Origin of the sequence: Synechococcus sp. W4D4, from assembly GCF_047716805.1 — a bacterium.
GTDB lineage: Bacteria > Cyanobacteriota > Cyanobacteriia > PCC-6307 > Cyanobiaceae > Vulcanococcus.
This window is the reverse complement of sequence record NZ_CP180404.1, coordinates 2,233,557-2,258,821: the sequence shown is the minus strand read 5'-3', so window position 1 is coordinate 2,258,821 and position 25,265 is coordinate 2,233,557. Positions and strand designations below refer to the sequence as shown.

26 protein-coding genes are annotated in these 25,265 nt (G+C 63.7%); 15 read left to right on the top strand and 11 right to left on the bottom strand.

The features are described from left to right. The first annotated feature begins 15 nt into the window (after positions 1-15). Together ACLM42_RS12365 and ACLM42_RS12360 are read left to right on the top strand one after the other, a co-directional pair. Positions 16-906, top strand: coding sequence for a formate/nitrite transporter family protein (locus ACLM42_RS12365; protein ID WP_247912008.1), 891 nt, complete (start codon positions 16-18; stop codon positions 904-906). Between the two features lie 3 nt (positions 907-909). Continuing rightward, entirely contained in the window at positions 910-1,695 is a 786-nt protein-coding gene (locus ACLM42_RS12360; protein ID WP_415399281.1) for a hypothetical protein, read from the top strand. A gap of 69 nt (positions 1,696-1,764) precedes the next feature. Here ACLM42_RS12360 and cynS read toward each other — a convergent pair whose 3' ends face one another. Then, positions 1,765-2,217, bottom strand: coding sequence for a cyanase (gene cynS / locus ACLM42_RS12355; RefSeq protein WP_415400185.1), 453 nt, complete (start codon positions 2,215-2,217; stop codon positions 1,765-1,767). 223 nt (positions 2,218-2,440) lie between these two features. Between cynS and ACLM42_RS12350 the strand changes: the two genes are divergently transcribed. Next, entirely contained in the window at positions 2,441-3,505 is a 1,065-nt protein-coding gene (locus ACLM42_RS12350) for an anthranilate phosphoribosyltransferase family protein (RefSeq protein ID WP_415399280.1), read from the top strand. Between the two features lie 9 nt (positions 3,506-3,514). Here the strand turns inward: ACLM42_RS12350 and ACLM42_RS12345 are convergent, their stop codons facing one another. Then, complete coding sequence (locus ACLM42_RS12345) at positions 3,515-3,712, bottom strand: hypothetical protein (protein WP_415399279.1); 198 nt, start codon at positions 3,710-3,712, stop codon at positions 3,515-3,517. Positions 3,713-3,739: 27 nt separating this feature from the next. Beyond that, complete coding sequence (locus ACLM42_RS12340) at positions 3,740-3,901, bottom strand: hypothetical protein (RefSeq protein ID WP_247909893.1); 162 nt, start codon at positions 3,899-3,901, stop codon at positions 3,740-3,742. 132 nt (positions 3,902-4,033) lie between these two features. Between ACLM42_RS12340 and ACLM42_RS12335 the strand changes: the two genes are divergently transcribed. Further along, positions 4,034-4,501 carry a nitrate reductase associated protein gene (locus ACLM42_RS12335; RefSeq protein WP_415399278.1) on the top strand — a complete coding sequence of 156 codons (468 nt, stop codon included), beginning with the start codon at positions 4,034-4,036 and terminating at the stop codon, positions 4,499-4,501. On the opposite strand, the gene ACLM42_RS12330 is transcribed toward ACLM42_RS12335, so the two are convergent. Further along, positions 4,482-6,704, bottom strand: a complete 2,223-nt coding sequence (locus ACLM42_RS12330) for a molybdopterin oxidoreductase family protein (RefSeq protein WP_415399277.1) — start codon at positions 6,702-6,704, stop codon at positions 4,482-4,484. The two genes, ACLM42_RS12335 and ACLM42_RS12330, sit on opposite strands and share 20 nt — an antisense overlap. Before the next feature lie 81 nt (positions 6,705-6,785). Then, positions 6,786-8,339: a NarK family nitrate/nitrite MFS transporter gene (locus ACLM42_RS12325; RefSeq protein ID WP_247909890.1), complete on the bottom strand. Its 1,554-nt coding sequence runs from the start codon at positions 8,337-8,339 to the stop codon at positions 6,786-6,788. A 268-nt stretch (positions 8,340-8,607) separates the two neighbouring features. Here ACLM42_RS12325 and ACLM42_RS12320 point away from each other — a divergent pair, with 268 nt between their 5' ends. Beyond that, on the top strand, positions 8,608-9,195 hold the full coding sequence (locus ACLM42_RS12320) for a molybdenum cofactor guanylyltransferase (RefSeq protein ID WP_247909889.1): 588 nt from the start codon (positions 8,608-8,610) through the stop codon (positions 9,193-9,195). Beyond that, entirely contained in the window at positions 9,192-10,220 is a 1,029-nt protein-coding gene (gene moaA / locus ACLM42_RS12315; RefSeq protein ID WP_415399276.1) for a GTP 3',8-cyclase MoaA, read from the top strand. The genes ACLM42_RS12320 and moaA overlap by 4 nt, the downstream gene beginning before the upstream one ends. Here the strand turns inward: moaA and ACLM42_RS12310 are convergent. Both ACLM42_RS12310 and moaB read right to left on the bottom strand, forming a co-directional pair. Further along, positions 10,217-10,990 (bottom strand): sulfite exporter TauE/SafE family protein, encoded by a 774-nt coding sequence (locus tag ACLM42_RS12310; protein ID WP_415399275.1) that lies wholly within the window; start codon positions 10,988-10,990, stop codon positions 10,217-10,219. The genes moaA and ACLM42_RS12310 overlap by 4 nt on opposite strands. Next, positions 10,987-11,490, bottom strand: a complete 504-nt coding sequence (gene moaB / locus ACLM42_RS12305) for a molybdenum cofactor biosynthesis protein B (protein ID WP_247909886.1) — start codon at positions 11,488-11,490, stop codon at positions 10,987-10,989. The genes ACLM42_RS12310 and moaB overlap by 4 nt, the downstream gene beginning before the upstream one ends. A gap of 65 nt (positions 11,491-11,555) precedes the next feature. Between moaB and ACLM42_RS12300 the strand changes: the two genes are divergently transcribed. Next, the gene (locus ACLM42_RS12300; RefSeq protein ID WP_247909885.1) at positions 11,556-11,804 is read left to right on the top strand and encodes a MoaD/ThiS family protein; all 249 of its coding nucleotides are present in this window, start codon (positions 11,556-11,558) and stop codon (positions 11,802-11,804) included. Next, the gene (locus ACLM42_RS12295) at positions 11,804-12,256 is read left to right on the top strand and encodes a molybdenum cofactor biosynthesis protein MoaE (RefSeq protein ID WP_247909884.1); all 453 of its coding nucleotides are present in this window, start codon (positions 11,804-11,806) and stop codon (positions 12,254-12,256) included. Before ACLM42_RS12300 ends, ACLM42_RS12295 begins: the two co-directional genes overlap by 1 nt. 4 nt (positions 12,257-12,260) lie before the next feature. Here the strand turns inward: ACLM42_RS12295 and ACLM42_RS12290 are convergent, their stop codons facing one another. Then, positions 12,261-13,496, bottom strand: coding sequence for a molybdopterin molybdotransferase MoeA (locus ACLM42_RS12290; protein WP_415399274.1), 1,236 nt, complete (start codon positions 13,494-13,496; stop codon positions 12,261-12,263). Continuing rightward, entirely contained in the window at positions 13,489-14,004 is a 516-nt protein-coding gene (gene moaC, locus ACLM42_RS12285; protein ID WP_247909882.1) for a cyclic pyranopterin monophosphate synthase MoaC, read from the bottom strand. Before moaC ends, ACLM42_RS12290 begins: the two co-directional genes overlap by 8 nt. Before the next feature lie 40 nt (positions 14,005-14,044). On the opposite strand from moaC, the gene ACLM42_RS12280 reads away from it, so the two are divergent. The 4 genes from ACLM42_RS12280 (at position 14,045) to ACLM42_RS12265 (ending at position 19,326) form a co-directional block, all read left to right on the top strand. Further along, a complete protein-coding gene (locus tag ACLM42_RS12280; protein ID WP_415399273.1) occupies positions 14,045-15,298 on the top strand; it encodes an MFS transporter in 1,254 nt (417 codons plus the stop codon). A gap of 36 nt (positions 15,299-15,334) precedes the next feature. Next, positions 15,335-17,479: a polyphosphate kinase 1 gene (gene ppk1, locus ACLM42_RS12275; RefSeq protein WP_247909880.1), complete on the top strand. Its 2,145-nt coding sequence runs from the start codon at positions 15,335-15,337 to the stop codon at positions 17,477-17,479. Positions 17,480-17,672: 193 nt separating this feature from the next. After that, positions 17,673-18,638: an RpoD/SigA family RNA polymerase sigma factor gene (locus tag ACLM42_RS12270; protein WP_247909879.1), complete on the top strand. Its 966-nt coding sequence runs from the start codon at positions 17,673-17,675 to the stop codon at positions 18,636-18,638. 19 nt (positions 18,639-18,657) lie between these two features. After that, entirely contained in the window at positions 18,658-19,326 is a 669-nt protein-coding gene (locus ACLM42_RS12265) for a diacylglycerol/polyprenol kinase family protein (RefSeq protein ID WP_415400184.1), read from the top strand. 48 nt (positions 19,327-19,374) lie between these two features. On the opposite strand, the gene ACLM42_RS12260 is transcribed toward ACLM42_RS12265, so the two are convergent. Both ACLM42_RS12260 and ACLM42_RS12255 read right to left on the bottom strand, forming a co-directional pair. Next, on the bottom strand, positions 19,375-19,563 hold the full coding sequence (locus tag ACLM42_RS12260; RefSeq protein ID WP_415399272.1) for a hypothetical protein: 189 nt from the start codon (positions 19,561-19,563) through the stop codon (positions 19,375-19,377). Between the two features lie 144 nt (positions 19,564-19,707). Further along, the gene (locus ACLM42_RS12255; protein WP_415399271.1) at positions 19,708-20,781 is read right to left on the bottom strand and encodes a 3-deoxy-7-phosphoheptulonate synthase; all 1,074 of its coding nucleotides are present in this window, start codon (positions 20,779-20,781) and stop codon (positions 19,708-19,710) included. A gap of 136 nt (positions 20,782-20,917) precedes the next feature. Between ACLM42_RS12255 and acnB the strand changes: the two genes are divergently transcribed. From acnB to ACLM42_RS12240, 3 genes are read left to right on the top strand one after another with little or no spacing between them, the layout of a single operon-like run. After that, positions 20,918-23,533, top strand: coding sequence for a bifunctional aconitate hydratase 2/2-methylisocitrate dehydratase (gene acnB, locus ACLM42_RS12250; RefSeq protein WP_247909876.1), 2,616 nt, complete (start codon positions 20,918-20,920; stop codon positions 23,531-23,533). A 5-nt stretch (positions 23,534-23,538) separates the two neighbouring features. Beyond that, entirely contained in the window at positions 23,539-24,948 is a 1,410-nt protein-coding gene (locus tag ACLM42_RS12245) for a ClC family H(+)/Cl(-) exchange transporter (protein WP_415399270.1), read from the top strand. Beyond that, positions 24,945-25,229, top strand: a complete 285-nt coding sequence (locus ACLM42_RS12240) for a hypothetical protein (RefSeq protein ID WP_247909874.1) — start codon at positions 24,945-24,947, stop codon at positions 25,227-25,229. Before ACLM42_RS12245 ends, ACLM42_RS12240 begins: the two co-directional genes overlap by 4 nt. Positions 25,230-25,265 lie beyond the last annotated feature (36 nt).

The window sequence follows — 25,265 nt, the reverse complement described above, 5'->3', positions numbered from 1 at the left end:
GCTACAGCCTCACAAATGGACTACGTCTTACCCAACGAGCTCGTCGACGGCATGATTGCCGCCGGCGGCAAAAAGGCCACGGTCAGCGTCAAGAACCTGCTGATCCGCGGTTTCTATTCCGGCGCCATCCTTGGCCTCGCCGTCATTCTTGCTCTGACTGTGGCCGCCCAGAGCAAGATGCCGTTCCTGGGCTCACTGCTCTTCCCCTTCGGTTTCGCCAGCATCGTGCTCTTCGGCATGGAGCTCGTCACTGGCAACTTCGCCCTGCTGCCCATGAGCGTTTGGGCGGGCAAGGCGAGCTGGGGCTCCACCTTCCGCAACTGGACCTGGGTCTGGATCGGCAACTTCATCGGCACCTTGGTGGTGGCGCTGATCATGTGGGTCAGCCTCACCAGCGCTGGCACCGTTGAACCCCTGGCCGCTGCCGATGGAGGCAAGGGCTGGCAGGTCGTGGCCGCCACGATCATCAAACTGAACAAGCTCAACGTCATCACCAAGTACGAAGCCCTCGGCAGCACTGGCTTCTTCCTGGCTTTCCTACGCGGATTGGTCGCTAACTGGCTCGTCTGCCTGGGCGTGACCATGGCCTTGGTGAGCAAGAGCGTCCCCGGCAAACTGCTCGCCTGCTGGCTGCCGATCACGGCCTTCCAAACGATGGGCATGGAGCACATCGTGGTGAACCAGTTCCTTCACACCGCCGGTCCCCTGCTGGGCTCTGGCGTCCCCTTCGGCAAGGTGATCGTCTGGAACTTCATCCCCGTCACCCTTGGCAACATCGTCGGCGGGATGGTGTTCATCGGGATGCTCTTCTACAGCACCCATCGCACCAAGATGGCCAACGTTCTGCCTAACGAGCACGACGACAAGCTCGAGCGCGAGCTGGCCGCTGAGCTGGGGGCTCGCTGATCCATGGGAACCGCTGTCGCCTCCGTTTCCGGGCTCCTCTCACCCTTGGAGGAAGCTGCTTTAAGCGAGCGGCTGGGACGCTGGCGGCGGCAGCCCCTCTCCCTTGAGGAACTGAGCAACCTTCTGCCTCGGGTCTGTGATCCATCCCTGGCCCTCAGCCTGGCTGAGCGCTTGGGGATGGCTGGACCCGAGGCTATCGATTGGATCCTTCCCCTCTGCCAATCGCAGGGCATCACGAGACCGCTGATCCGCGCACTGGGCATCTGTCACCACCCCCAAGCCTGCGAGCAACTCTTGGCCTGGCTCCCCAATGCCGGCGTGCTTGAGCCTGAGGTGCTTGAAGCGCTGGGTTGCTGGGGAAACCTGATCGACATCACGATCATCGAAGACGCACTGAGGGCCCCTGGCCAAAGCCATCGCCTGGCAGGACTGACGCTGCTGACCTTCCGCAACCGCAGCCTCGAAGCCAGCGAAGTTCTGCGGCTGACGACCCCTCTCCTGGAGGATTTCCGGTCCGAGGTTGTCATCGCCACAATCAAGCTTTTGCAAAGGCGCAACGAACCCGTCGTCTTAGAGGCGATCAGCAGCCGCATCAGCCTGGATGCACTGCCAGGTGTGGCTGAGACAGCTCTTCAAGCCCTCGGTTGCATCGGCAGCCTCGAGAGCTGCCAACACTTGCTCGCCCTACGCAGCCAGCTAGCCGGCACAGTGCTCGAAGAGCCGCTGGAGCGTCAGCTCAAGGCCCAGATCCGACATCGCGCCTGGATTGAACAAGCCATCAATGCCTAGGTTTTCACTCTGAGGTTTGTGACCATAAAAAAAGCCCCCTTTCGGGGGCTTTTGCATGGGGAGATCAACTCACCACTTTTTATAGGGAAGGAATTTGCCGCACATGGTGACCTTGACGCGATCACCAGCGGGATCTTCAACTTTGTCGACATCCAGAGTGAAGTCGATGGCACTCATGATGCCGTCGCCAAACTTCTCTTGAATGACGTCCTTCAGGGGCATTCCATAGACCTGCATGATCTCGTAGAAGCGATAGATCAGTGGGTCGGTAGGGATCACGGGATCCAGGCCACCCTTGGTCGGGAAGGCTTGCAGGGCCTCGGTGATGGCGTGATCGAGGCTCAACAGTTCAGCGAGCTTTTGAGCCTCTTCGGGCGAGGCGGTGGACTGGCCGTAGAACAACGAAGCAATCCAAACCTCGTCACGACCCAGCGCGGATTCCAGGTCGGCAAAGCTGAGGCCCTTGGCCTTCTTTGCTGCCATCAAGGTGGCGGTGATTGTGGCTGGCGAAGGAGCAGCCAGCGAGGGCATGGAAGCGGGAGTAACCGTCATGGAGACAGGCCAATAGCGATGAGAGGAGCGAACAGAATGGAGCGCTATCTGCCATCCGTTCAGCAACAAGAATCGCCGCAGTTGCGCACGCGCTGCGCAGCCGTTGCTACGGAGCCGGCAACCGATTAGTAGCCGCTGCTACCAGAACCGGTCCTGTGGCCACAGAAAATCAATTCATTGTCCCTCTGTCGGCATGACCGTCGCCGCACCCGTCACCGACAGCACGCCCCAAGGCCGAGCAACATTCAAGGCGTACCTGCAAAAGGTGGGCAGTGGTGAGCACACCAGCCGTGGTCTCAGCCGAGAAGAGGCCGCCCATGCCCTTGAGCTCATGCTCGACGGAGCGGCCAGTCCGGCCCAAATCGGTGCCTTCCTGATCGCACACCGCATCCGCCGGCCCGAGCCCCAGGAACTCACCGGGATGCTCGATGTTTACCGCCAGCGGGGCCCTCAACTCAGGACCGAGAAGCCGGCCATCAGCTTCGGCATGCCCTTCGACGGGCGGACCCGAACGGCCCCGATTTATCCGCTCACCGCTCTAGTGCTCTCCAGCGCCGGACTGCCCGTAGTCCTGCAAGGGGCGGGCCGGATCCCGGTGAAGTACGGAATCACGGCCATGGAGCTCTTCGCCGCCCTGGGGCTCCAACTGGCCGGCCGCAGTGTTGCGTGGGTGCAAGAGAAGCTCCAGTGCTGCGATCTGGCCCTGGTGCATCAACCCGATCACCTACCCGATGCCGAATCCCTGATTCCCTATCGAGAGGACCTTGGCAAGAGGCCACCCCTCGCGAGCCTGGAACTGCTCTGGACTGCGCACCAAGGCGAGCATCTCCTGGTCAGTGGCTTTGTGCACCCACCCACCGAAGCGCGGGCCTGGAAAGCACTCGAACTCGCCGGAGAAACCAACGTGCTCACCGTGAAAGGTCTCGAAGGAAGCACCGATCTGCCCATCAGCCGGGCTTGCGTCACCGGCCGACCAGGCCCCGAGGCCGAGGGACGCCAGATCCTTCACCCCAGGGACAACGGTTGCTACGGGGCCGACCCCCTTTGGGAAGGACTGGAGACCTGGAGCAGCCAAGCCGCAGCCGCCCTCGGCGGGCAAGGGGAACTCGCGACTGCTCTGATCTGGAATGCCGGCACCTATGTATGGCAGGCGGGTCTTGAGAGCACCCATGCCAACGGACTGGAGCGTTGCCGGGAACTGCTCAGCTCAGGGGCCGTCATGACCCATCTCCAACGGCTCCGCCAGGAGATGGGTTGACAAGCGAACTCAGCGCTCGCCCAGGACTTGCCACATCGCGGCTTGACCAGCGATCACGGGCTGCACCGGAGCGGGTGCAGAGGTCGCGACGGAAGCGCTACGGATGAGCTGAACGCCCAAGGACGCCACAACAAAGGCTCCGAGGAAACCCGTAGCAATGGTCAGGGGATGGCGGCCCTGAGCCGCGACTCCAGTTTTGGTTGCCATGACGGCAGAAGGGATTCGACCCAACCACTATGGAGACGCCAGCCAGCCATCGCCAGCTGAACCGGTCCAAAACGTTGTGGAAGCCGCCGGTGCGATGGACCAAGCGGCTGCGCCGGCCAACAGACGATCGCTGCTCAGCCAGCCATGGGAACCGCCCAGCAACACCCCAAGAGCAACGGCGAGACGCATGGCAGAGCGGTTGATTGAGGTGAGTTTGAAGAGATCAACGGACGCATTTGGGTGCCGTTGACACCAAACCGTTCACCCCACTGCCAGCAATCCCCAGAAGCGTCAAAATCACTACCAGAACCCCGTCTGGCCGTGACCTCTGAGGCCCCCTCGGCAAGCCATTGCTTCGACTTCGAGAGCGATTTCATCGGCAACTGGCGCTGCATTCCCCTCTGCGTGCGCCGCAAGCTGGATCTCTGTGGCGTCAAGCTCAAGCTCAACCACTGGCTGGCCCTGAACCAAACGCAACGGCAGAGCATCGTCGACTGGGAGGACACGCCGGAGGGCCTCGCTCAACTGCGCCAACACCTGCTGGCGTGCACCGAGTCCATGGCCGACGGTCAGGCCAAAACGCTGCCGATCTCAACCGGGGAGACCTGGCAGAACCCCCTCGAGATCCCCGAGCTCCTCACCGCCGCCGCCCAGAACCGCGGCATCACCCTCCGGCCTGAGCAGTGGTCCGCCCTCAGCGAGCTCGAGCGCTTTGCCCTCTGCAAGCTGGCGCGGCCGGGGCATGACCACCACAACCTGGAGGCGGCCTTCAGTGAAGTGCTGGCGTAAACCAGCGGCGGAGTGCCTCGAGCCGTCCGGCCTCCTGCTCGAGCGGCTTGACCACCGACACCGCTGGAGCAACGATCACGGCGCAGGCCTTGAGTTCCGGCTGCTTGGAAACCGGGCAGGCCTGATCGTGCATCAAGGTGTTGGCCTCACAGGCGTTCTCCTGGGTGAACCCCCAATGCATCGGGAGAAACACGGAGCCCCGTCGGATGCGATCGGTGACCTTCACAGTCGCCGTGATGTGTCCGCGGCGGGAGCTCACGGCGGCAAGCTCCCCATCCCTTAAGTGCAGCTCCAGGGCATCTTGCGGATGCACCTCCAACAGGGGCTTCGGGTGCATGGTCTGCAACCGCTCGACCTTCCCCGTGCGGGTCATCGTGTGCCACTGACCGAGATACCGGCCCACGGTGAGCACCAACGGGTAGGTCTCGCAGGGGGGCTCCGCCAGACCCATGGGTTGATCCGTGCAGAAGCGGGCACGACCCGAAGGCGTTGCGAATTGATGGTCGCTGTAGAGCCGCTTGGCCTCACCGCTGGCTGATGCCCCCGCGGGGAAGGGCCACTGCTGCGGGCCCGCCTCCTCCAACAAAGCGTGACTGAGGCCGGAGACATCACAGAGACGCCCCGCCGTGAGCTGGCTGAATTCCGCGTACACCTCCGCGGCAGAGGCGTAGCTGAATTGCTCCTCAAAACCCAGACGCCGGCCCACCTCGGCAAACACCTCCCAATCCGGGCGGCTCTCGCCATGGCGGGGCCGGTAGGCCGGGCAATAGGTCACCCGACGCTCCGAATTGGTCATCGCCCCAGCCTTTTCACTCCATTGGGCCGCGGGCAACAACAGGTGCGCGTAGTGGGAGGTTTCGGTATCCGCGTAGGCGTCACTGACCACCACCAACGGGCAGCGCCGCATCGCGGCCTTGACCCGATCGAGGTCCGGCATGCTCACCAAAGGATTGGTGGCGGCCACCCACCACAAATCCAGCTCACCCCGCTCCATCGCCTCCACCTGTTGCCAGGCCGCCAAGCCGGGGGCCGCCGCAATGCGTCCGGCGGGGAACTGCCAGGCCTGTTCAACCTCCTGGCGGTGCTCGGAATTGGTCACAACGCGGTAGCCCGGCAACAGATGGGCCAGGCCCCCGGCCTCGCGTCCACCCATGGCATTGGGCTGGCCCGTCAGGGAGAAGGGACCCGCACCCTCCTTGCCGATCTGAGCGGTCAACAGATGCAGGTTGATCAGACCACCCACCACCGCGGTGCCTTCGCGCCGCTGGTTGACCCCCATCGACCACAGGCTGAGCACCCGCTCACGGCGGTGGAAGAGCTCCGCCACCTCCCGCAGCCGCTTTTCTGGAATGTTGCAGAACCGAGCAACCTTGCGCGGCGTCCAGCGAGCCGCGAGATCAAAGAAGGCCTTGTAGTTCTCGGTGTGATCGTCAATGAACGCCGGGTCCTGACCGTTCTCACGGAGGACCAGATGGGCCAGGCCGTGGAGCAACGCCAGGTCCGTGCCAGGAGCGATGGGCAGATGCACATCCGCAGCCTTCGCGGTCTCCGTTAAGCGGGGATCGACGACGACGATCTTCACGCTGCCGGGATTGCGCTTTTTGCGTTTCAAGAGGCGCTGAAACAGCACCGGGTGGCATTCCGCGGTGTTGGTCCCGATCAGGAAGGCCACTGTGCAGTGGTCCAAATCCTCGTAACAGGCCGGGGGGCCGTCGGAGCCCAGGCTGCGGGTGTAGCCCGCCACCGCGGAGCTCATGCACAGGCGGGAGTTGGCATCGAAGTTGTTCGTGCCCAACGCACCTTTCAACAGCTTCTGAGCCAGGTAGTAGTCCTCGGTGTGGAACTGGCCCGATCCATACATCGCAATCGCATCGGGGCCCTTGGTGGCCAAGGTGCTGCGGATGCGGCCCACCAGCAGGTCCATCGCCTGCTCCCAAGTGATGGGTTGGAACGGTTCGTCCAGGCTGGCGCGATAGAGGGGCTCGCGAAGGCGCCCCCGGGCCAAGGTCTCGCCAACGGTCGCCCCCTTGATGCAGACCTGGCCCAGGCTCGAGGGATGCTGGCGGTCACCGCGAGCCGTCCACATGGGATTGCCCTCGGCATCACGCTTGACCGCCTGGCCCGGCAAGGCCGGTGGAATCAGTTCAAGACCACAGCCCACCCCGCAGTAGGGACATTGGCTGCGCACGTTGCCGGAGGCCATCACCACACCCAAAACAGCGTCAAATGAAAAAGGGGCAGCTCAACGGGGCCGCCCCGAACAGACCCCTGTGTTGGGGGTGAATCAAGCGTTGACGAGCACCTTCTCGTCAGCGTGCTCTGCAGAGAAGGAACCCTTGGGCTCCTTGAGGAAGAAGAAGCAGAGGAAAGCAACGATCAATCCGGCAATCCCGAGGATCTGGAAGAAGGCGCTGTTGGAGGAAGCGACGATCTCTGCAGAGGGATCCTTGCCGCCACCCATCCACATCGGCAGCAGGCTGAAGATCGTCAGGTAAGCAACCGCACCAACGTTGCCGTAGGCGCCCACCAGACCTGCGATCTGACCCGTGACGCGCTTCTTGACCAGGGGCACCATCGCGAAGGTGGCGCCTTCACCGGCCTGGACGAAGAACGAGGCGAGCATCGTGATCAACACCGCGACGGTGATGCCCAGGGAACCGGAGAAGGTGCCCGGCTTGATCATGCTCATGATCAAGTAACCAATGCCCAGGCCACCGGTGAGGAAGGCCATGGTGTTTTTGCGGCTACCGAGCTTGTCGGAAATCAGGCCGCCACCGGGGCGAGCCACCAAGTTCACAAAGGCAAAACAGGACGCCAGGATGCCGGCAGTTGCCTTCGGAAGATCAAACGTGGTCTCAAAGAATGTCGGCAGCATGGAGACAACCGCCAACTCAGATCCGAAGTTCACGATGTAGGTGAGCTCCAGAATGGCGACCTGCTTGAACTCGTAGCGGTCGTCCTTGGGGTATTGCTTAACGCCGTTGATCAGGTCGCGGTTGGTGCGAATAATGCCCCAGGTCTGGAAGCCAAACCAAACGAGAACTGCGAGGAGCGCCAGGGGATAGGTGCCGGCGTTCAGGAAGCCAACCTTTTGCAGGCGCCAGCAGAGCACGCAGAGAATGGCCGCGAAGGGAACATTCATGCCCAGCAGGCCCCAGAAGTCCCGCATGGAGGTCACTTCAAGACCAGCGGACTTAGCGGGCTTTTGGTAGGTCTTTCCCGGGGGAGTATCGGTGACGTTAAAGAAGTAGATCACCCCGTAGACGGCCGAAATAATGCCGGTCAGAGCAATTGCTCCACGCCAATTCAAGATGGCGCCGGTGGGGAGCTCGAAGCCACCTGAGAAGGAGAGGAAGCCAGCCAGGGCGACGAGAGTCAGTGCGGAGAAGGCCGAACCAAAGTTGCCCCAACCGCCGTAGATCCCTTCCGCCAGACCGATCTCTTTGGGCGGAAACCATTCAGCCACCATGCGGATACCGATCACAAAGCCGGCACCAACAATGGAGAGCAGCAGGCGAGCAACCACCAGCTGATTGAAGTCCTGCGCTGATGCAAACAGCAGACAGGGAATCACCGAGAAGACAAGAATGCCCGAATAGGTCTTACGGGGACCGAACTTGTCCAGCAGCATGCCAATCAGCACGCGAGCGGGAATCGTGAGTGCAACGTTGCAGATCGCAACGGTACGAATTTGACCTAGGTCAAGGCCAAGGTCGGCCTTAACGGTTGTCGCTAGAGGAGCAAGGTTGAACCAGACGACAAACGTCAGGAAGAAGGCGAACCAGGTGAGATGAAGAGTGCGATATCTCCCCTGGAGCGACCAAAGATCGCTAAGCATGGAGGACAGGGACAGTGGGATGAGCCCAGGCCTTCAAAAAAGCAGCGACCAGGGGGACAGCGCATCAAGCGCTGAAGAGATTGGACCACTCGCCACCTACTGACTCGGGTAACGACAGTTACCAAAGAGCAACTCGACCGCAAAGCAGGGCGCGGCCTAATGAGAGGAATTAATGGCACTTATCACTTATCCCGCAGGTAGTAGTTCAAGGCCTGTTTTGTAGCAACAGCGACGCTTCCAGGGGTTCCTGGGGTTACATCGTGCAGCGATGACTCCGATGCGGCTCCAGGGAGCAGTGCTCTGCGGCGGCGCCAGCCGGCGGATGGGCCAGGACAAAGCAGCCCTCCCCCACCCCAACGGCGGGAGCTGGCTGTCGCGTGCCGCTGAACTCCTAAGCCAGGTCTGCCCCTCCGTGGCGGTCTGCAGCCAAGACAGCAGCCATGCCGACCTGATCGCCGGGCTCGAGCGTGTTGCACTGGCCCTGGAGCCCGCACCCGCCCAAGGCCCCCTCCACGCCCTGCAGCTGGTCCTTCCCAGGGGCAGCGACAGCGCCCTGCTAGTGGTGCCGGTGGATATGCCCCAGCTCAACCGAAGAACACTGGACTCATTGATCGAGCACTGGAGGCGCTCCCCCAGCCAGGCCGCCGTTGCCCATGACGGCGAGCGGCTGCAGCCCCTGCTGGGGATCTATCCCGGTGGACCCGAGCAACGCAACGGCCTGGCCGAGGTCCTGGCCAGCGGAGAGCGGCGCTGGCAGGCCTGGCTCGCCACCATCCCCCATCAAGCTGTAGTGCTCCCAGCCCAGCCGCTGATCAATGCGAACACCCCGGCCGAGCGCGCCAGGCTGATGGCATGAGCGCAGGCACCGCCACCGATCAACTCCAGCGTCCCCTCGGAGTCCTGCGGCTCTCCCTGACGGCGCGCTGCAACCTGGCGTGCCCCTACTGCCAGCCCGACGGCCAAGAACCCGCCGACAGGCTGAGCACCGAGCAGCGGCTGCGGGTGATCGAAGCGGCCTGCAGCCTGGGGGTCAGCAGCCTGCGCCTCACCGGCGGAGAACCTCTGTTGGCACCCGATCTCGACGACCTGCTCGAGGCGATCGACCAGGGCCGCCGGGAAACAGGCAGCCCCCTCAGCGCCCTGAAGGACATCGCGCTGACGACCAATGGCGTCCTGCTCAGCCCAGCCCGCGCCCTGCGGCTGCGGCAAGCCGGGCTGCAACGCCTGACCATCAGCCTCGATGCCGTCGACCCTGAGCGGGTGGGGGAGATGAGTGGCCGGCCGCAGCAGGGGGAGCAGCTTTTGGAGCAGGTCCTGGCGGCCATCGCCGCGGCCAAGGCCGCTGGATTTGATCCAGCCGCAGGGGCGCTGAAGCTCAACAGCGTGATCCAACGCGGGCGCAACGACGATCAACTGCTCCCCCTCGCCGCCCTCGCCCGAGAGCACGGCCTGGAGTTGCGGCTGATCGAAACCATGGATGTGGGCAACCGCAATGGCTGGTCCCCCGAGGACGTCGTCCCCGCCGCGGACATGCTCCAACGCCTCAGCCGCCACTGGCCCCTGGAGCCCCTCGGGCGGGCCGCCCATGGCACCGCCAGCCGCTGGCGTTACCGCGATGGCAACGGCTCGGTCGCCGTCGTGGCCTCGATCAGCCAACCCTTCTGCGGCGATTGCAACCGGCTGCGGGTCACCGCCAATGGCATGGCCTACACCTGCCTGTTTGCCTCCGAAGGCCAAGACCTCAAGCCTTGGCTGCAAAGCCCAAGCGAGCTACGGCTCGCGATGGGCCAGCTCTGGCGTCAGCGCCAGGACCGCTACAGCGAAGAGCGCTCGTCCCGCGCGGGACAGCCCAAAGCGGAGATGGCCTACCTGGGGGGCTAGGGCAAGGGCAAGAGGCCGGACAACTTCAGGCTGGCCAGCAGCAGCACCAGCGCCAACAGACGGCGAATCCAGACCTCTTGAAAACGGCGACTGCCGCACCAACTCCCAAGGGCTCCCGCCAAGGCCACGAGCGGCAAAGGGGCCAGCAAGAGCGGAGCGGGAGGCAGGACTGAAGCGCCATAGCTCAGCAACCAACCACTGAGCCCCGCCAAGGAATTGCACCAAATAAAGGCCGAGGACACCCCGGCCGCCAGGCGGATCGGAAGCCAACCCGCGAGCAGCGCCAGCGGCGTCAAAAAGATGCCGCCACCGGTCCCGCTCAACCCGGCCAGCAGGCCCAGCACCGCGCCCGTCAGGACAACCACAGGCCATGACGGCAAGGCCACCGCCCCGCCCGTGCGCTCTTGGGGAGAGCGCCAAAGCCGCAGCGCAGAAAAGAGCAACACAACGGCCAAGAAGAGGCTCAAGCCGTCACTGGGCAAGCGCAAACTGCCGCCAAGCAGGGCCGCAGGGATGGAGCAGGAGAGCAGCGGGAACAGCAGGCGCCGCTGAACGACAACCGGCAGGTGGCCATCGCGGTAAAAACGCCAACTGGCCAGGCTCGCCACCACCAGGTTCATGACCAGGGCCATGGGCCGGATCCACTCCAGCGGCACCGCAAAGAGGGCCAGGCTGGCGATGTAGCCGGAGGCACCGGCATGGCCGACGCAGGCATAGAGGAAGGCAATGAGCCCCAGGGCGAACAGCAGCCCGGGCTCCAGGCCGGTCACGGCGCTTCGCGCAAACGGGGGAACAGCTGCACCAAGTTGCAGGGGCGGGTCGTGGCGTCGAGCTGGGCCGCAATCAGGCGATCCCAGGCGGTTTCCACCGCGTCCAGCGACCCCGGCAACACAAAGACGACCGTCCCATTGGCCACGCCGGCTAGGCACCGGCTCTGGAGGCTGCTGGTGCCAATGCTCTCGAAGGAGAGCACCCGGAACAGCTCGCCGAAGCCCTCGATGGTTTTGTCCAGGAGCGGCTCGACGGCCTCCGGCGTCCCATCCCGTCCGGTCAAACCGGTGCCGCCGCTGGTGATCACCACCTGCACCGCCTCATCAGCAATCCAACGGCTGAGTTCGGAGCGGATTTGGTAGCGGTTGTCCGGCACCAAACACCGCTCGTGCAGTTGATGGCCCGCCGCCTCGAGCCGCTGCTGCAGCGCAGCCCCAGAGCGATCCTCGGCGAGGGTCCGCGTGTCAGAGACGGTCAACAGCGCAATCGAAAGGCCCAAGCGCGGGATGCAGCGGAGCTTTGATGCTGCCAAACCTCCCCGTCCTGCTGGGTAGCGTTTGAACCATGGGCTCCAGCGCACCAGGGTCAATCCGCATCCGCCTCTTCGCCAGCTTGCGGGAGCAGGCTGGCTGGGGGGAGCGGGACTGGCCGCTCGCCCAGCCCACGACCGCTCAACAGCTTTGGGGTGAACTGGGCCTCGACCGATCCCTCGATGGGGTGCGGGTGGCCATCAACCAACGCTTTGCCAGCACCGACACGCCGCTCGAGAGCGGAGACGAGCTGGCCTTCCTGCCGCCGATCAGTGGGGGCTGATGGACAGGCCGATCCCGATTGCAATTCGTTTGCTTCCCGAGCAGTTCGATCCCCTGGAGGCGCTGCAGCACTGGGAGGAAGGACTACTGGAGGCCGGCCTCCCGCGGGCGGCGGCCACGAGCTCCTTCATCGGGCGCGTGCGCGCAGGCAATGGCGTGGTGGCACTCGAGCTCGAGCATTACCCCGGGATGACGGAAGCGGAACTGCAGCGCATCGCCGCATCCGTCAGCACACGCCATGGCGCTCTGGCCTGCCTAATCGAACATCGGGTCGGCCGCATCGCGGTGGACGAGGCGATCGTTTGCGTCGCGGTCTGGGCCGACCGCCGCGGTCCTGCCCAACGCTGCTGCCAGGAGCTGCTCGAGGAGCTCAAGCACAACGCTCCCTTTTGGAAGCGGGAATGGAAGGCCGATGGATCCAGCCAGTGGATCGAGGGCAACACCCCCCTTTAGGCCCTCAAAAAATGGGCAGCCGCAGCAGCTGAGCCCACAACTCGGTCCCCGCCTCCAGGCTGCCCAGCTCAGCGGGAATCTCCAAAAGCAGATCCGCCCCCGACAGGGAGCCAATGCGGGACGACGCCTGGGAGCCCGCCACCCGCGCCAAGAGACGACCGTCCTCGGCCACCACCAAGGAGGCACGGGCCAACTCCGGGCGGCCGGCGCCCCGCCGCAGGGGCTGCTCCAAGGCCACCCGCAGACGCGGCAGAAGCTCAACCTGCCCCCCCTCGAGCCGTTGCAAGGCGGGCCAGAGCAGCTGCAGGGCCGTCACGGCGGCGGCGACGGGGTTGCCCGGCAAGCCAAAAAAGGGCGTGCCGGCCACCATCCCCCAGGCCAAGGGTCTTCCGGGTTTGAGGAACAACTTCCAAAAACGCACCTCCCCCAGTTCCGCCACCAAGGGACGGATCCAGTCGGTATCTCCAGCGGACACCCCTCCGGTACTCACCACCACGTCGCAGCCCTCGGCCAACGCGAGCAAGGCTTGACGCAATGGCTCCGGCTGATCGCCAACCACCCGTTGCACGGCAACCCCGTAGCCCAGGCGCTCCAGCAGACCGCGCAGCAAGGTGGAGTTGCTCTCCCAGATCTCCCCCAACTGCCGGGGCTGCCCCGGGGGAAGCAATTCATCCCCACTGATCAGAAGACCAACCCGGGGTTTGGAGAAAACCCGGCAATGCTGAATGCCGCAGCTGGCCAAGCGGGCCACCTCCGCCACGCCCAACCGCAGGCCGGACTCGGCGAGCACGCCACCAGCGGCGGTCTCTTCATCCACGGAGCGAATCCAGGGATTGGCCCCGCAGGCCTTGATCAAGCGCAGCTGTTGATCGCTGGCCTCCACCAATTCCTGGGGCAAGACCCGGCCGCTGCCCTCGGGCACCAGCGCACCCGTGAGCACGCGCACCGCCTGGCCAGGCTGCAGGGTTCCAAGGAACGGGGCCCCTGCTGCGGAGCGACCGACCAACTGCCAGGCCTCACCAAGCTCGGGCTGCTCCGAACCGGCAATGGCGTAGCCATCCATGATTGACGCCCGGAATCCAGGCACTGCCTCAGGAGCGTGGATCGCTTCCGCCAAGGAGCGACCCAAACACTCAGGCAGGGGCAATGACTCCGAGAGGGATCGAGGCTGCAGGGATTGAAGGATCAGCTGTCGGGCGTGATCCAGGGGCAGACCTTCTTTGGGGTATGGATCAGTCATCGCGTTGCCAATCCCCGCGGCGCCCGCCGGTCTTGCTCAAGAGCCGCACGGGTCCAATCGTCATGGCCGGATCGACTGCTTTGACCATGTCGTACAGGGTGAGCAGGCCCACCTGAACAGCGGTCAGGGCTTCCATCTCAACGCCGGTCACCCCGGTGGTTCGAGCCGAAGCCTCGATGCGCAGACCATCGGCCACCGGCTCGATCACCACGGAAACACCGGTGAGGGGAAGGGGATGGCAAAGGGGAATCAATTCCCAGGTCCGCTTCGCCCCTTGAATCGCCGCGACCCGAGCGACGGCGAGCACATCTCCCTTGGCGGCACGGCCCTCCACCACCAGGGCCAAGGCCTCCGGCGAGAGCTGAATGAACCCTTCGGCCACGGCCACGCGATCACTGACGGCCCGCCCACCGACATCCACCATGTGGGCCTCGCCGCTGGCATTGAGGTGACTCAGCTCAGGGGGAGTGGCACTCACGGGGAAACGCTCATCGGCCTGGTGCAGCATCCTCCCGTGGGATGGTGTGGCAAACACCGGGTGCCTCCCTGTGAGCTGGAAACGCCCCTCCACCTCCCTCTGCGCGTTCCTCACGCTGCTGAACGATCGGCTGGGGGAAAGCATCGTTTTTCCTTTACTGCCGTTCTTGCTGGCGAGCTTCACGGACAACGGCCGAACCCTGGGCCTGCTGGCTGGTAGTTACGCAATCGCCCAATTTGCCGTCACTCCACTGATCGGCTCCCTGAGTGATCGCTTTGGCCGCAGGCCAGTGATCGGGATTTGCGTGGCGGGCTCGGTGGTCGGCCTGAGCCTCTTTGCCATCACCGTCAGCATTGATTGGCAGGCCATCCCCTGGGCGGCCGGAACCAGCATTCCCCTGATCCTTCTATTCGCCGCCCGACTGATTGATGGCGTGAGCGGCGGAACCGCAGCCACGGCCGGTGCTGTCTTGGCCGATATTTCCACGCCTGAAAACCGTGCCAAAGCCTTTGGACTGATTGGGGTGGCCTTCGGCCTGGGCTTCATCCTGGGCCCCGCTTTCGGTGGCTTGCTCTCCCAGACCAACGTCACCTTGCCGGTCTGGGCCGCCGCGGCCTTCGCCCTGATCAACCTGCTGCTGGTGCTGCTGCTGCTGCCGGAAACCCATCCTCCGGAAGCACGGCTGGCCATGCCCCGCAAACGGGATCTCAATCCCTTGATCGCCCTGAAAAAGGTGTTCACCAATCCGCAGGTCCGTCGGTTGTGTGGGGCCTTCTTCCTCTTCTTTCTGGCCTTCAACGGCTTCACCGCCGTTCTGGTCCTCTATTTCAAACAGGCCTTCGATTGGGGTCCGGGTCTGGCCGCCAATGCCTTCTTGGTGGTCGGCGTCGTCGCCACCGTCGTCCAGGGGGGATTGATCGGCCCCCTGGTGAAGCGCTTTGGCGAATGGCGCCTGACCCTGGCTGGATTGGGGTTTGTGATCGCTGGCTGCCTGCTGGTGCCGATGGCCACAGCCGAGAACGCCACCCGCGTCGTCTTCCCCGCCGTCGCGATCCTGGCGCTCGGCACCGGCCTGGTCACCCCCTGTCTGCGCGCCCTGGTCTCCAGGCGGCTGGATGACTCCGGGCAAGGGGCTGCCCTAGGCAGTCTTCAGGGTCTCCAGAGCCTGGGCAGTTTCATCGGCCCACCCCTGGCTGGCCTGGCGTATGACGTTGTCGGTCAACGCAGTCCCTTCTGGCTCGGAATCACGCTCCTCGCCGGGGTCGCGGCCCTGGTGGCCGGCGGCCTGCCGAGTCGCGGGCAACACGCTTCAGATCCCTTCTGATTGCTACGTTGATCACTAGAAGGTGATGGGTCATCAATGGCTGATCCAGTGGTGGCTCCGGAGCTCTACATCAATCGGGAGCTGAGCTGGATCGCCTTCAACCAGAGGGTGCTGGCCCAGGCCCTGAGCGAGCACACGCCACTGCTGGAGCAGGCAAAATTCAGCGCGATTTTCAGCAATAACCTCGACGAATTTTTCATGGTCCGTGTGGCTTCCCTGAAGTCACAAGTGGAAGCCGGCGTTCAGACCCTCAGCGACGACGGTCTCACCCCTACCCAACAGCTGGCCCTGGTGCGCAAGGAACTCGCACCGCTGCTGGACCAGCAACAGGCCCACTACCGCCACTACCTCAAACACCAGCTAGCAGAAGCCGGTGTCCACCTACTCGACTACCGGCGACTGAACAAGAAGCAGCAGGCCTGGGTCAACGACTACTTCCAGCGAGCAATCTTCCCGGTGCTCACACCGCTGGCAGTGGATCCGGCGCACCCCTTCCCCTTCATCAGCAACCTGAGCTTGAACATCGCGGCTTTGATCCGTGATCCCGATAGCGGCGTTCAACAATTCGCCCGAGTCAAGGTCCCGCAAAAAAACCTGCCGCGGTTCGTGAAACTGCCGGCCGACCTGAGCACAAGCGAACCCCAACCCGTCTTCACCGCCGTTCCCCTGGAGCAGGTGGTGGCCTTCAACCTGCAACTGCTCTTCCCGGGCATGGAGGTGGAGGGGCATTACTTCTTCCGCGTCACCAGGGATGCGGATCTGGAATTACGGGACCTGGAAGCGGACGATCTAATGGAGGCCCTTCAGCAGGGTCTACGCAAACGACGGATGGGCGGAGAGGTGGTGCGCCTGGAAGTCGCCGACGAGATGCCCGATGCCGTTGTCGAACTCCTGCTGGACGGCACCGGTGTGGAACCGGAAGACCTTTATCGAATCGGCGGTCCGCTTGGCCTTGATGACTTAATGAGTCTGCTGGCCGTTCCCCTGCCGGCCTTGAAGGATGCTCCGCACAGGGGCCGCACGCCTGCAAGCCTGGCCAGAGCACAAAAAAGCCTGCTGGAGGATGGCTCCATCAAGGCCGAGGAATTCACCAGCATCTTCTCGGTGCTGCGACGGGGTGATGTGCTTTTGCATCACCCGTTTGACCTCTTCTCTACCTCCGTGGAGGAGTTCATCAACCAGGCCGCCGATGACCCCTCGGTGCTCGCCATCAAGATGACCCTCTATCGGGTCTCGAAAGACTCCCCGATCATCGCCGCCCTGATTCGCGCCGCAGAGAACGGCAAGCAGGTGATGGTGCTCGTCGAACTCAAGGCGCGCTTCGATGAGGACAACAACATTCAGTGGGCCCGCCAACTCGAGCGCTCGGGCGTCCACGTGGTCTATGGCGTGATCGGCCTGAAAACCCACACAAAGATCACCCTGGTGGTTCGCAAGGAAAAAGACCTCCTGCGCAGCTACTGCCACATCGGCACAGGCAACTACAACTCCCGCACGGCCCAGCTGTATACCGACTTAGGCCTGCTCTCCGCACGCCCAGAACTGGGACAGGACCTGGCCGAACTGTTCAACTACCTGACCGGCTTCTCCAAGCAGCAGGATTTCCGGCGATTGCTCGTGGCACCGGTCAGCCTGCGGCGCCGGATGCAAGAGCTGATTCAGCGGGAGATCGATCACGCCAAGGCCGGAAAGCCCGCCGCGATCAAAGCCAAGATGAATGCGCTGGTGGATCCACGGATCATTGCCCTGCTCTACGAGGCCTCCCAAGCCGGTGTTCAGATCGACCTCGTGGTCCGCGGCATGTGCAGCCTGCGGCCTGGGTTGGCCGGCGTCAGCGACAACATCCGGGTGAGCAGCGTCATCGGACGCTTCCTCGAGCACTCCCGGCTGTTCTGGTTCGAGAATGGCGGCGACCATGAGACGTATATCGGCAGTGCCGATTGGATGGGTCGCAATCTGGACCGACGGGTCGAGGCGGTGGTTCCTGTGGAAGATCCCGATCTACACGAACGGATGACACGGCTGATCGACAGCTACCTCAACGACAACTGCACCGCCTGGGACATGCAGAGCGATGGCAGCTTTAGCCGGCGCATTCCTGAGGACGAGAACATCGCGGTTCAGGCGAACCTGATCGATGGATGGAGAAACGGCCTGATCCCTGTTGAGGCAGGCGCGTAGCGAGGGCTACAAACAGAAAGAAAAACGGACGAAAAGGCCTTAGTAAGTCTTCCAATTCCTTACAACTCGCATTGGCCAGAAGTGCTACATTCCGGCCAAATCAATTTGTTTTGCGCCGTTCAGTTCACCTCTGCAACCTTGCAGAGACAACCGCCAGCCCAAAGCAACCCTCGAAGCCCGCGCATCTGCTGCCATGCCTGCAAACAAGCCCGCTGCTTCAGGCTCTTCGAGCAACAAATCAGCAGCTCGATCCGCCGCTTCACGTCAAGGAGGTCGCCTTAGTGCTGACTCGATCGGCTGGTACCTCAGCAATATCGGTCGGGTACCGCTCCTGACCCCCGCTGAAGAGATTGAACTGGCTCACCATGTCCAGGCCATGAAGCGTCTGCAGGAGCTTCCAGCTGACGACCTAACCGCGCGGCAAAAGCATCAAATCCGGATGGGCACCCGCGCTCGGGATCGAATGATGGCCGCCAACCTGCGGCTGGTGGTGAGCGTGGCCAAGAAATACCAAAACCAAGGCCTGGAATTACTCGACCTTGTCCAGGAGGGCGCCATCGGGCTGGAGCGGGCTGTCGACAAGTTCGACCCCGCCATGGGCTACAAATTTTCGACCTACGCCTACTGGTGGATTCGACAGGGAATGACCCGGGCCATTGACAACAGCGCCCGCACGATCCGTCTACCAATCCATGTGAGCGAAAAGCTCTCGAAGATGCGCCGCATCACCCGAGAGCTCTCCCATCGCTTTGGCCGCCAGCCCAACCGCCTGGAGTTGGCCCATGCCATGGGCATGCAACCGCAAGAACTGGAAGAGCTGATCTCCCAGAGCGCCCCCTGTGCGTCCCTCGATGCCCATGCCCGGGGCGATGACGATCGAAGCACCCTCGGCGAATTGATCGCTGATCCCAACAGCAACCAATCCATGGATTCCATGGATCGCAACCTGCAGAAAGAGCACCTCGGCACTTGGCTCTCGCAGCTCAACGAGCGGGAGCGTCGGATCATCGAACTGCGCTTTGGCCTAGCCGGCCAAGAACCCTTGACCCTGGCGGAAATCGGACGCCAGATCAATGTCTCCCGCGAACGGGTGCGTCAGTTGGAATCGAAAGCGATTCTCAAGCTGCGCTTGATGACCAACTACCAGCAGGCTGCTTGAGCCTTCCCGCTTGAGTCCAGTGGTCACGCAACAGCTCTTCGGCGTGGCCGCTGTTGTGGCATGGCTGGCCACCGTTCTGCTGATCGCTCTGGCCGTACGCCGGCGTTGGCCGCAACAGAAAGAGTGGAGCCGCAAGGTTGTGCACATCGGCACGGGCGCGGTGGTCCTGTTGGCCTGGGCCTTTGCCATCCCCCGGGGCCTCGCCCTGAGTGCCGCGGCCCTGGTCACCGTGGGGACCGCCCTCAACCATCGCTTCCGCCTGCTGCCTGCCGTCGAAGACGTGGGACGCCACAGCTACGGAACGATTGCCTACGGGGCCTCGATCACAATTCTGTTGGCTCTGTACTGGCCCCAGCAACCGCTACCCGTTGCCGCCGGAGTCCTGGTGATGGCCTGCGGTGATGGGCTGGCCGGACTGATCGGACCACAGCTCAACTCGCCGCGCTGGCAACTCTTCGGTCAAACCAAATCTGTCGCGGGCACTGGCGCCATGGCCCTCACCAGCTGGCTCGTTCTTGCCCTCATGATCGGTGTGGCTCAGGCGACGGGGGCCCCAGCACCCAGCATCGGGGCCGCCGCAGCCATCGCGCTGACTGCCACCGGCCTAGAGCAACTGAGCGGCTTTGGCATCGACAACTTGAGCGTGCCGTTATCCACCGCTTATCTCTGGCAACTCGCTATGCCCTGAGCATCGCCTCGCAGCGCCGCTCCCAATCCCGCTGCGTCCCGAGACCCATCACAAGCTGGGTCTCTCCGGGTCCCAGTTGCGGCAACCGGCGGTTTCAAGGGCCCAGGCCATCAACGCATCCAGCTGAACGGGACGGAAGCCGGTGAAGACAGGACCCGCTCCATCAGCAGCACTCTGCTGCAGATAGAACAACCGCAACGGATCAGACAGGCCGAAAAACTGCAACAGATAGGCCATGGGAAGCCCCCTTTCCAGCTGAATCCAAAGCAATGACCTCAGCAGGACGTTCTGCTCATCACTAACAGTTCGCAACGGCAACTGAAGGCCAGAAAACATTTAGCACTCGCAATCTTCGAGTGCTAAGTGAGCAAACCGGGGAAGCTAAACCGCTACGGCAGAGGCACTCTGAGTCGCAGCGACCGCTTCTGCCAGGCCGGCCAGAACCTCACGCGTCGCCTCCAGATCAATGCACGCATCGGTGATGCTTTGGCCGTAGGTCAGGGCTGCGCGATCGGGGCTGATCTTTTGATTGCCCTCCACCAGGTGGCTCTCGAGCATCACACCCATGACATCGCAGGAGCCCGCCCGCAGTTGATCGGCCACCTCGGCCGCCACTTCACCTTGGCGCCGGTAGTCCTTATTGGAGTTGCCATGGCTGCAGTCGACCATGACCCGAGCCGGTAGCCCGTCTTTGACCAGGGCTGCGGAGGCTTCTTCAATGGCCTCGCGGTGGTAGTTGGTGCCCTGCTTACCGCCCCGCAGCACCAAATGGCCATCGGGGTTGCCGGTGGTGGTGACGATGGCGGCTTGACCGTCCTTATTAATGCCCAGGAAATGATGGGGGCGTGCGGCCGCCTCCATGGCATTGATGGCCGTGATTGCACTGCCATCGGTGCCGTTCTTGAAGCCGATCGGCATCGACAACCCGGAGGCCATCTCGCGGTGGGTCTGGCTCTCGGTGGTGCGGGCGCCGATCGCAGTCCAGCTGATCAGATCAGCGATGTACTGGGGAACAACGGGATCCAGAAGCTCGGTGGCCGCAGGCAGCCCCATGTCCGCCAGGTGCAGCAGGAGACCACGGGCAAGCCGCAAGCCGGTATTGATGTCGTAGCTGCCGTCGAGGTGGGGGTCATTGATCAAGCCCTTCCAGCCGACGGTGGTGCGGGGCTTCTCGAAATAGACCCGCATCACCACTTCAAGCTGATCGCGGTGACGCTTGTGCTCTTCAGCAATGGCGGCGGCGTAGTCCTTCGCCGCATCCACGTCATGGACCGAGCAGGGGCCAACAATCACCAGCAGGCGCTGGTCATCGCCCCGCAGGATGGCCTTGATCCGCTCACGGGCCTCGCGCACCGTGCGGCCCGCAGCCTCACTCAGGGGCAGCTCGCCGTGCAACAGGGTGGGCGCCACGAGGGGCCGGGTTTCCACCACGTGGAGATCAGAGGTGGGAATCATGCCGGCAACCATCCAGGGGCTCGGAGCACTCCACCCTAAAAGCCCAGTCGCATCCTCCGTCACATCAGGGGGGACCGGCGGCAAAGAACAATGGACTGACGTCCACCGATCGGAGACCCCTGGGGTCCCAGCGCCGATGTCCGCCAGCAGCTTCCTTGCCGACTACCGCGCCGCCGCTGCGGAGCGAGAAGCCCAAGGGGTCCCAGCCCTGCCGCTGACCGCCGCTGAAACCCAGTCCCTGACAGAACTTCTCCAGGCTCCCCCCGCCGGAGAAGAACAGTTCCTGCTGCATCTGCTCTCTGAGCGCATCCCCCCTGGGGTGGATGAGGCGGCCTACGTGAAAGCCGACTGGCTCAGTGCTGTGGCCCAGGGCAAAACCACCAGCCCACTGGTGAGCCCCGTGGAGGCGGTGAAGCTGCTGGCCACCATGATCGGCGGCTACAACGTCGGGGCCCTGATTGAGCTGCTCTCCCATGGAGACGCGGCCATCGCAGAGGCCGCCGCGACAGGGCTCAGCCGCACCCTGCTGGTCTACGACGCCTACAACGATGTGCTGGAGCTGGCCTCCAGCAACGCCCAGGCCAAGCGAGTCATCGAGAGCTGGGCCAATGCCGAGTGGTTCACCGCCAAGCCCGAGCTGCCGGCGGAGATCACGGTCACGGTCTTCAAGGTGGAGGGCGAGACCAATACCGATGACCTCTCCCCCGCGACCCACGCCACCACCCGCCCCGACATTCCGCTTCACGCCACGGCGATGCTCGAGACCCGGATGCCCGGCGGTCTGGATCTCATTGCCGAGCTCAAGCAAAAGGGCCACCCCGTGGCCTACGTGGGCGACGTGGTCGGCACCGGCAGCTCCCGTAAATCCGCCATCAACTCGGTGCTCTGGCACACCGGTACGGACATTCCCCACGTGCCCAACAAGCGCAGCGGCGGGGTGGTGATTGGCGGCAAGATCGCGCCGATCTTCTTCAACACGGCTGAGGACTCCGGTGCCCTGCCCATCGAATGCGACGTCAGCGCCCTGAATTCCGGAGACGTCATCACGATTCGCCCCTACGCCGGGACGATCGAGCGAGCTGCCGGTGAAGCCAATGCCGGCGAAGTGGTGGCTCGTTTCGAGCTCAAGCCCAGCACCATCACCGATGAGGTGCGTGCCGGCGGTCGCATCCCCCTGATGATCGGCCGCGCCCTGACTGACAAAGTGCGCGCCCAACTGGGTCTGCCCGCCAGCGACCTGTTCATTCGCCCCAGCGCCCCCGCCGACACCGGCAAGGGCTTCACCCTGGCCCAGAAGATGGTGGGCAAGGCCTGCGGCCTGCCCGGCGTGCGCCCCGGCACCAGCTGCGAACCGCTGATGACCACCGTGGGCTCCCAGGACACCACCGGGCCGATGACCCGCGATGAGATGAAGGAGCTGGCCTGCCTGGGCTTCTCCGCCGACCTGGTGATGCAGAGCTTCTGCCACACCGCGGCCTACCCCAAGCCAGTCGACCTGAAGACCCACGCCGAGCTGCCCGATTTCATCAGCTCCCGCGGTGGCGTGGCCCTACGCCCCGGCGACGGCATCATCCACAGCTGGCTGAACAGGATGCTGCTGCCCGACACCGTGGGCACCGGCGGTGACAGCCACACCCGCTTCCCCCTGGGCATCTCCTTCCCCGCAGGCTCCGGTCTAGTGGCCTTCGCCGCCGCCATCGGCGCGATGCCCCTGGACATGCCCGAATCCGTTCTCGTGAAGTTCTCCGGCTCTCTGCAACCCGGAGTCACTCTGCGGGATGTCGTGAATGCCATTCCCTATGTGGCCATCCAGCAGGGGCTACTCACGGTGGAGAAGGCCGGCAAGAAGAACATCTTCAGCGGCCGGATCATGGAAATCGAAGGCCTTCCCGACCTGAAGCTTGAGCAAGCCTTCGAGCTGACCGACGCCACGGCCGAGCGCTCCTGCGCCGGCAGCACCATCAAGCTCTCGGTGGAGACGGTGAGTGAATACCTGCGCAGCAACGTGGCGCTGCTGAAGAACATGATCGCCCGCGGCTACAGCGATGCCCGCACCCTGGCCCGCCGGATCAAGGCCATGGAGGAATGGCTTGCCAATCCCGTGCTGATGGAGGCCGACGCCGACGCTGAATACGCCGCGGTGATCGAGATCAACCTCGATGAGATCAACGAGCCGATCCTGGCCTGCCCGAACGACCCCGACAACGTCAAAACCCTCTCCGATGTGGCCGGAGATCAGATCGATGAAGTCTTCATCGGCTCCTGCATGACCAACATCGGCCACTACCGCGCCGCAGCGACTGTCCTGGAGGGACAAGGGGAGAACACGGCCCGCCTATGGGTCTGCCCCCCAACCCGAATGGATGAGGAGGTGCTCAAGCAGGAGGGCTACTACGGAATCTTCGAGAAGGCCGGCTCCCGCATGGAGATGCCCGGCTGCTCCCTCTGCATGGGCAACCAGGCCCGGGTCGAGGAGAACACCACCGTCTTCTCCACCAGCACCCGAAACTTCAACAACCGCCTGGGCAATGGCGCCCAGGTGTATCTCGGCAGCGCCGAGCTGGCTGCGGTCTGCGCCCAGCTCGGCCGCATCCCCACCAAGGAGGACTACCTGGCCATCGCCGCCGCCAAGATCGATCCCAAAGGGGCTGAGCTCTACCGCTACCTGAACTTCGATCAGATCGAAGGCTTTGAAGACAGCGGTCGCGTGCTCAGCAGCGACGACGAAGCAAAAGTGCTGGCAGGGGTCTAGGCACCTTGCAAACCCACGGCCTGAAGCTGGAACTGCAGTCCTGGAGGGCCAGCCGCAACCTGGAACGGCTGGTGCAGCAGCGCTGGCCTGCTGTCGTCCTCACCCTGATCGTCACCGGCCTGGGGGCCGCTGCAGCTGGTCTGCTGTTCAAGACCGGTGTGGGCTGGCTGGGCAGTTGGCGCCTGAGCCTGCTGGAGACCGCGAGCCCCTGGTTGGTGCTGCCCTCCATGGGAGCCGTCGGCGGCCTGCTCTCGGCGGTGCTGATCAGCACCCTGGCTCCGACGGCGGCGGGCTCGGGGATTCCTCAGGTGATGCGCTTCCTCTCGCGCCAGAGCCTGCCAATGAACCTGCAGGTCGCCATCGTCAAATTGCTGGCCGGCATCCTGGCCATTGGCAGCGGCTTCCCGCTCGGACCAGAAGGTCCTGCCGTTCAAATGGGCAGTTCCGTGGGCTGGCAGATGGCCCGCTGGTTCAAGGCCCCGCCCTCCCTACTCCGAGTGATCGTGGCGGCCGGCGGCGGCGCGGGCATTGCAGCGGTCTTCCACGCCCCCCTGGGGGGCTTCTTCTACGCAATTGAAGAGCTGCTGCGGAAATCCGGTCCGATCCTGTTGCTGCTGGTGCTGGGCACGGCCTTCGCCGGCAGCTTCTGGGCCGATGTGATGGGTCTCGCTGGCTTTGGTGAGCAAAGCGCCGGCATCGGCCAGCGGGGTTTCCAGATCAGCAGCGAGTACCAACTGGATATCCAGTTCCTACCCAAGGACCTGATCTACCTGGTGGCCTTGGGGATTGTGGTGGGCCTGCTGGCCGAGCTCTACACCCGCTATGTGGTGAAGATGCAGTCCCTAGGACAACGCTTCTTCTCCGAGAAGATCGTGATCCGGATGCTGCTTGGGGGCATTGCTCTGGGCTGCCTCTATGCCGCCCTACCCGCTGACTTCCGCAACAACGCGGCGCTGCAGCACGCGATCGTCGATGGCCACGTGGAACTCAGCAAGGCCGTGGGCATCTTCACCCTGCTGTTTTTTGCCACGGGCCTCGCCGCCGCGACTGGAGCGCCGGGAGGCCTGTTTGCGCCCATGTTGACCCTGGGCGGAGCCCTGGGGCTAACCGCTGCGGGCATCGCCGAACACCTCTCTGGCCATGCCCCCAGCACCTACGTCTTTGCGGGGATGGCGGCCTTTATCGCCGCCTGTTCCCGCACACCGATCACGGCGGTCTTCCTGGTCTTTGCCCTGACCAAGGACCTGTTGATCCTCAAGCCCCTGTTTGTCTGCGCAGTGGTCAGTTTCGTGATCTCGCGGATCACCCACGAACACTCGATTTACCAGAGGCAGCTGGCCCTGCAAAGCAGTGCCACGAGCACCCAAGGGGAGATGAAGCTGCCGGGCACGCCGCTGAGCCCGCGGGAGCTTTGAAACGCGCGAGCGCAGCACTCCTCGTTATCAGCCTGGGCTTTCCAGGCGCCTCTTTGGCCCAGGGAAACCCGTTCGGCAGCTTTGAGGTACGCACCTTGAAGCGCGAGACCAAGCACTTGGAAACCGGGGCCCTGATCTGCGCCCTGCGCTTGGAAGGCGAGGGCGAAGCACTGATCGCCGAAGCCTGGACGATGCACTTCCCAGAGGGGCCCAGCCGGGACGATCAACTGCTGGTGAACAGCACGATTCGTCAGCTCTGTCCAAAGGACATCACCCGCTGAATGTCTTTGGACAGAGCTGACGAATCGCACAAAGCT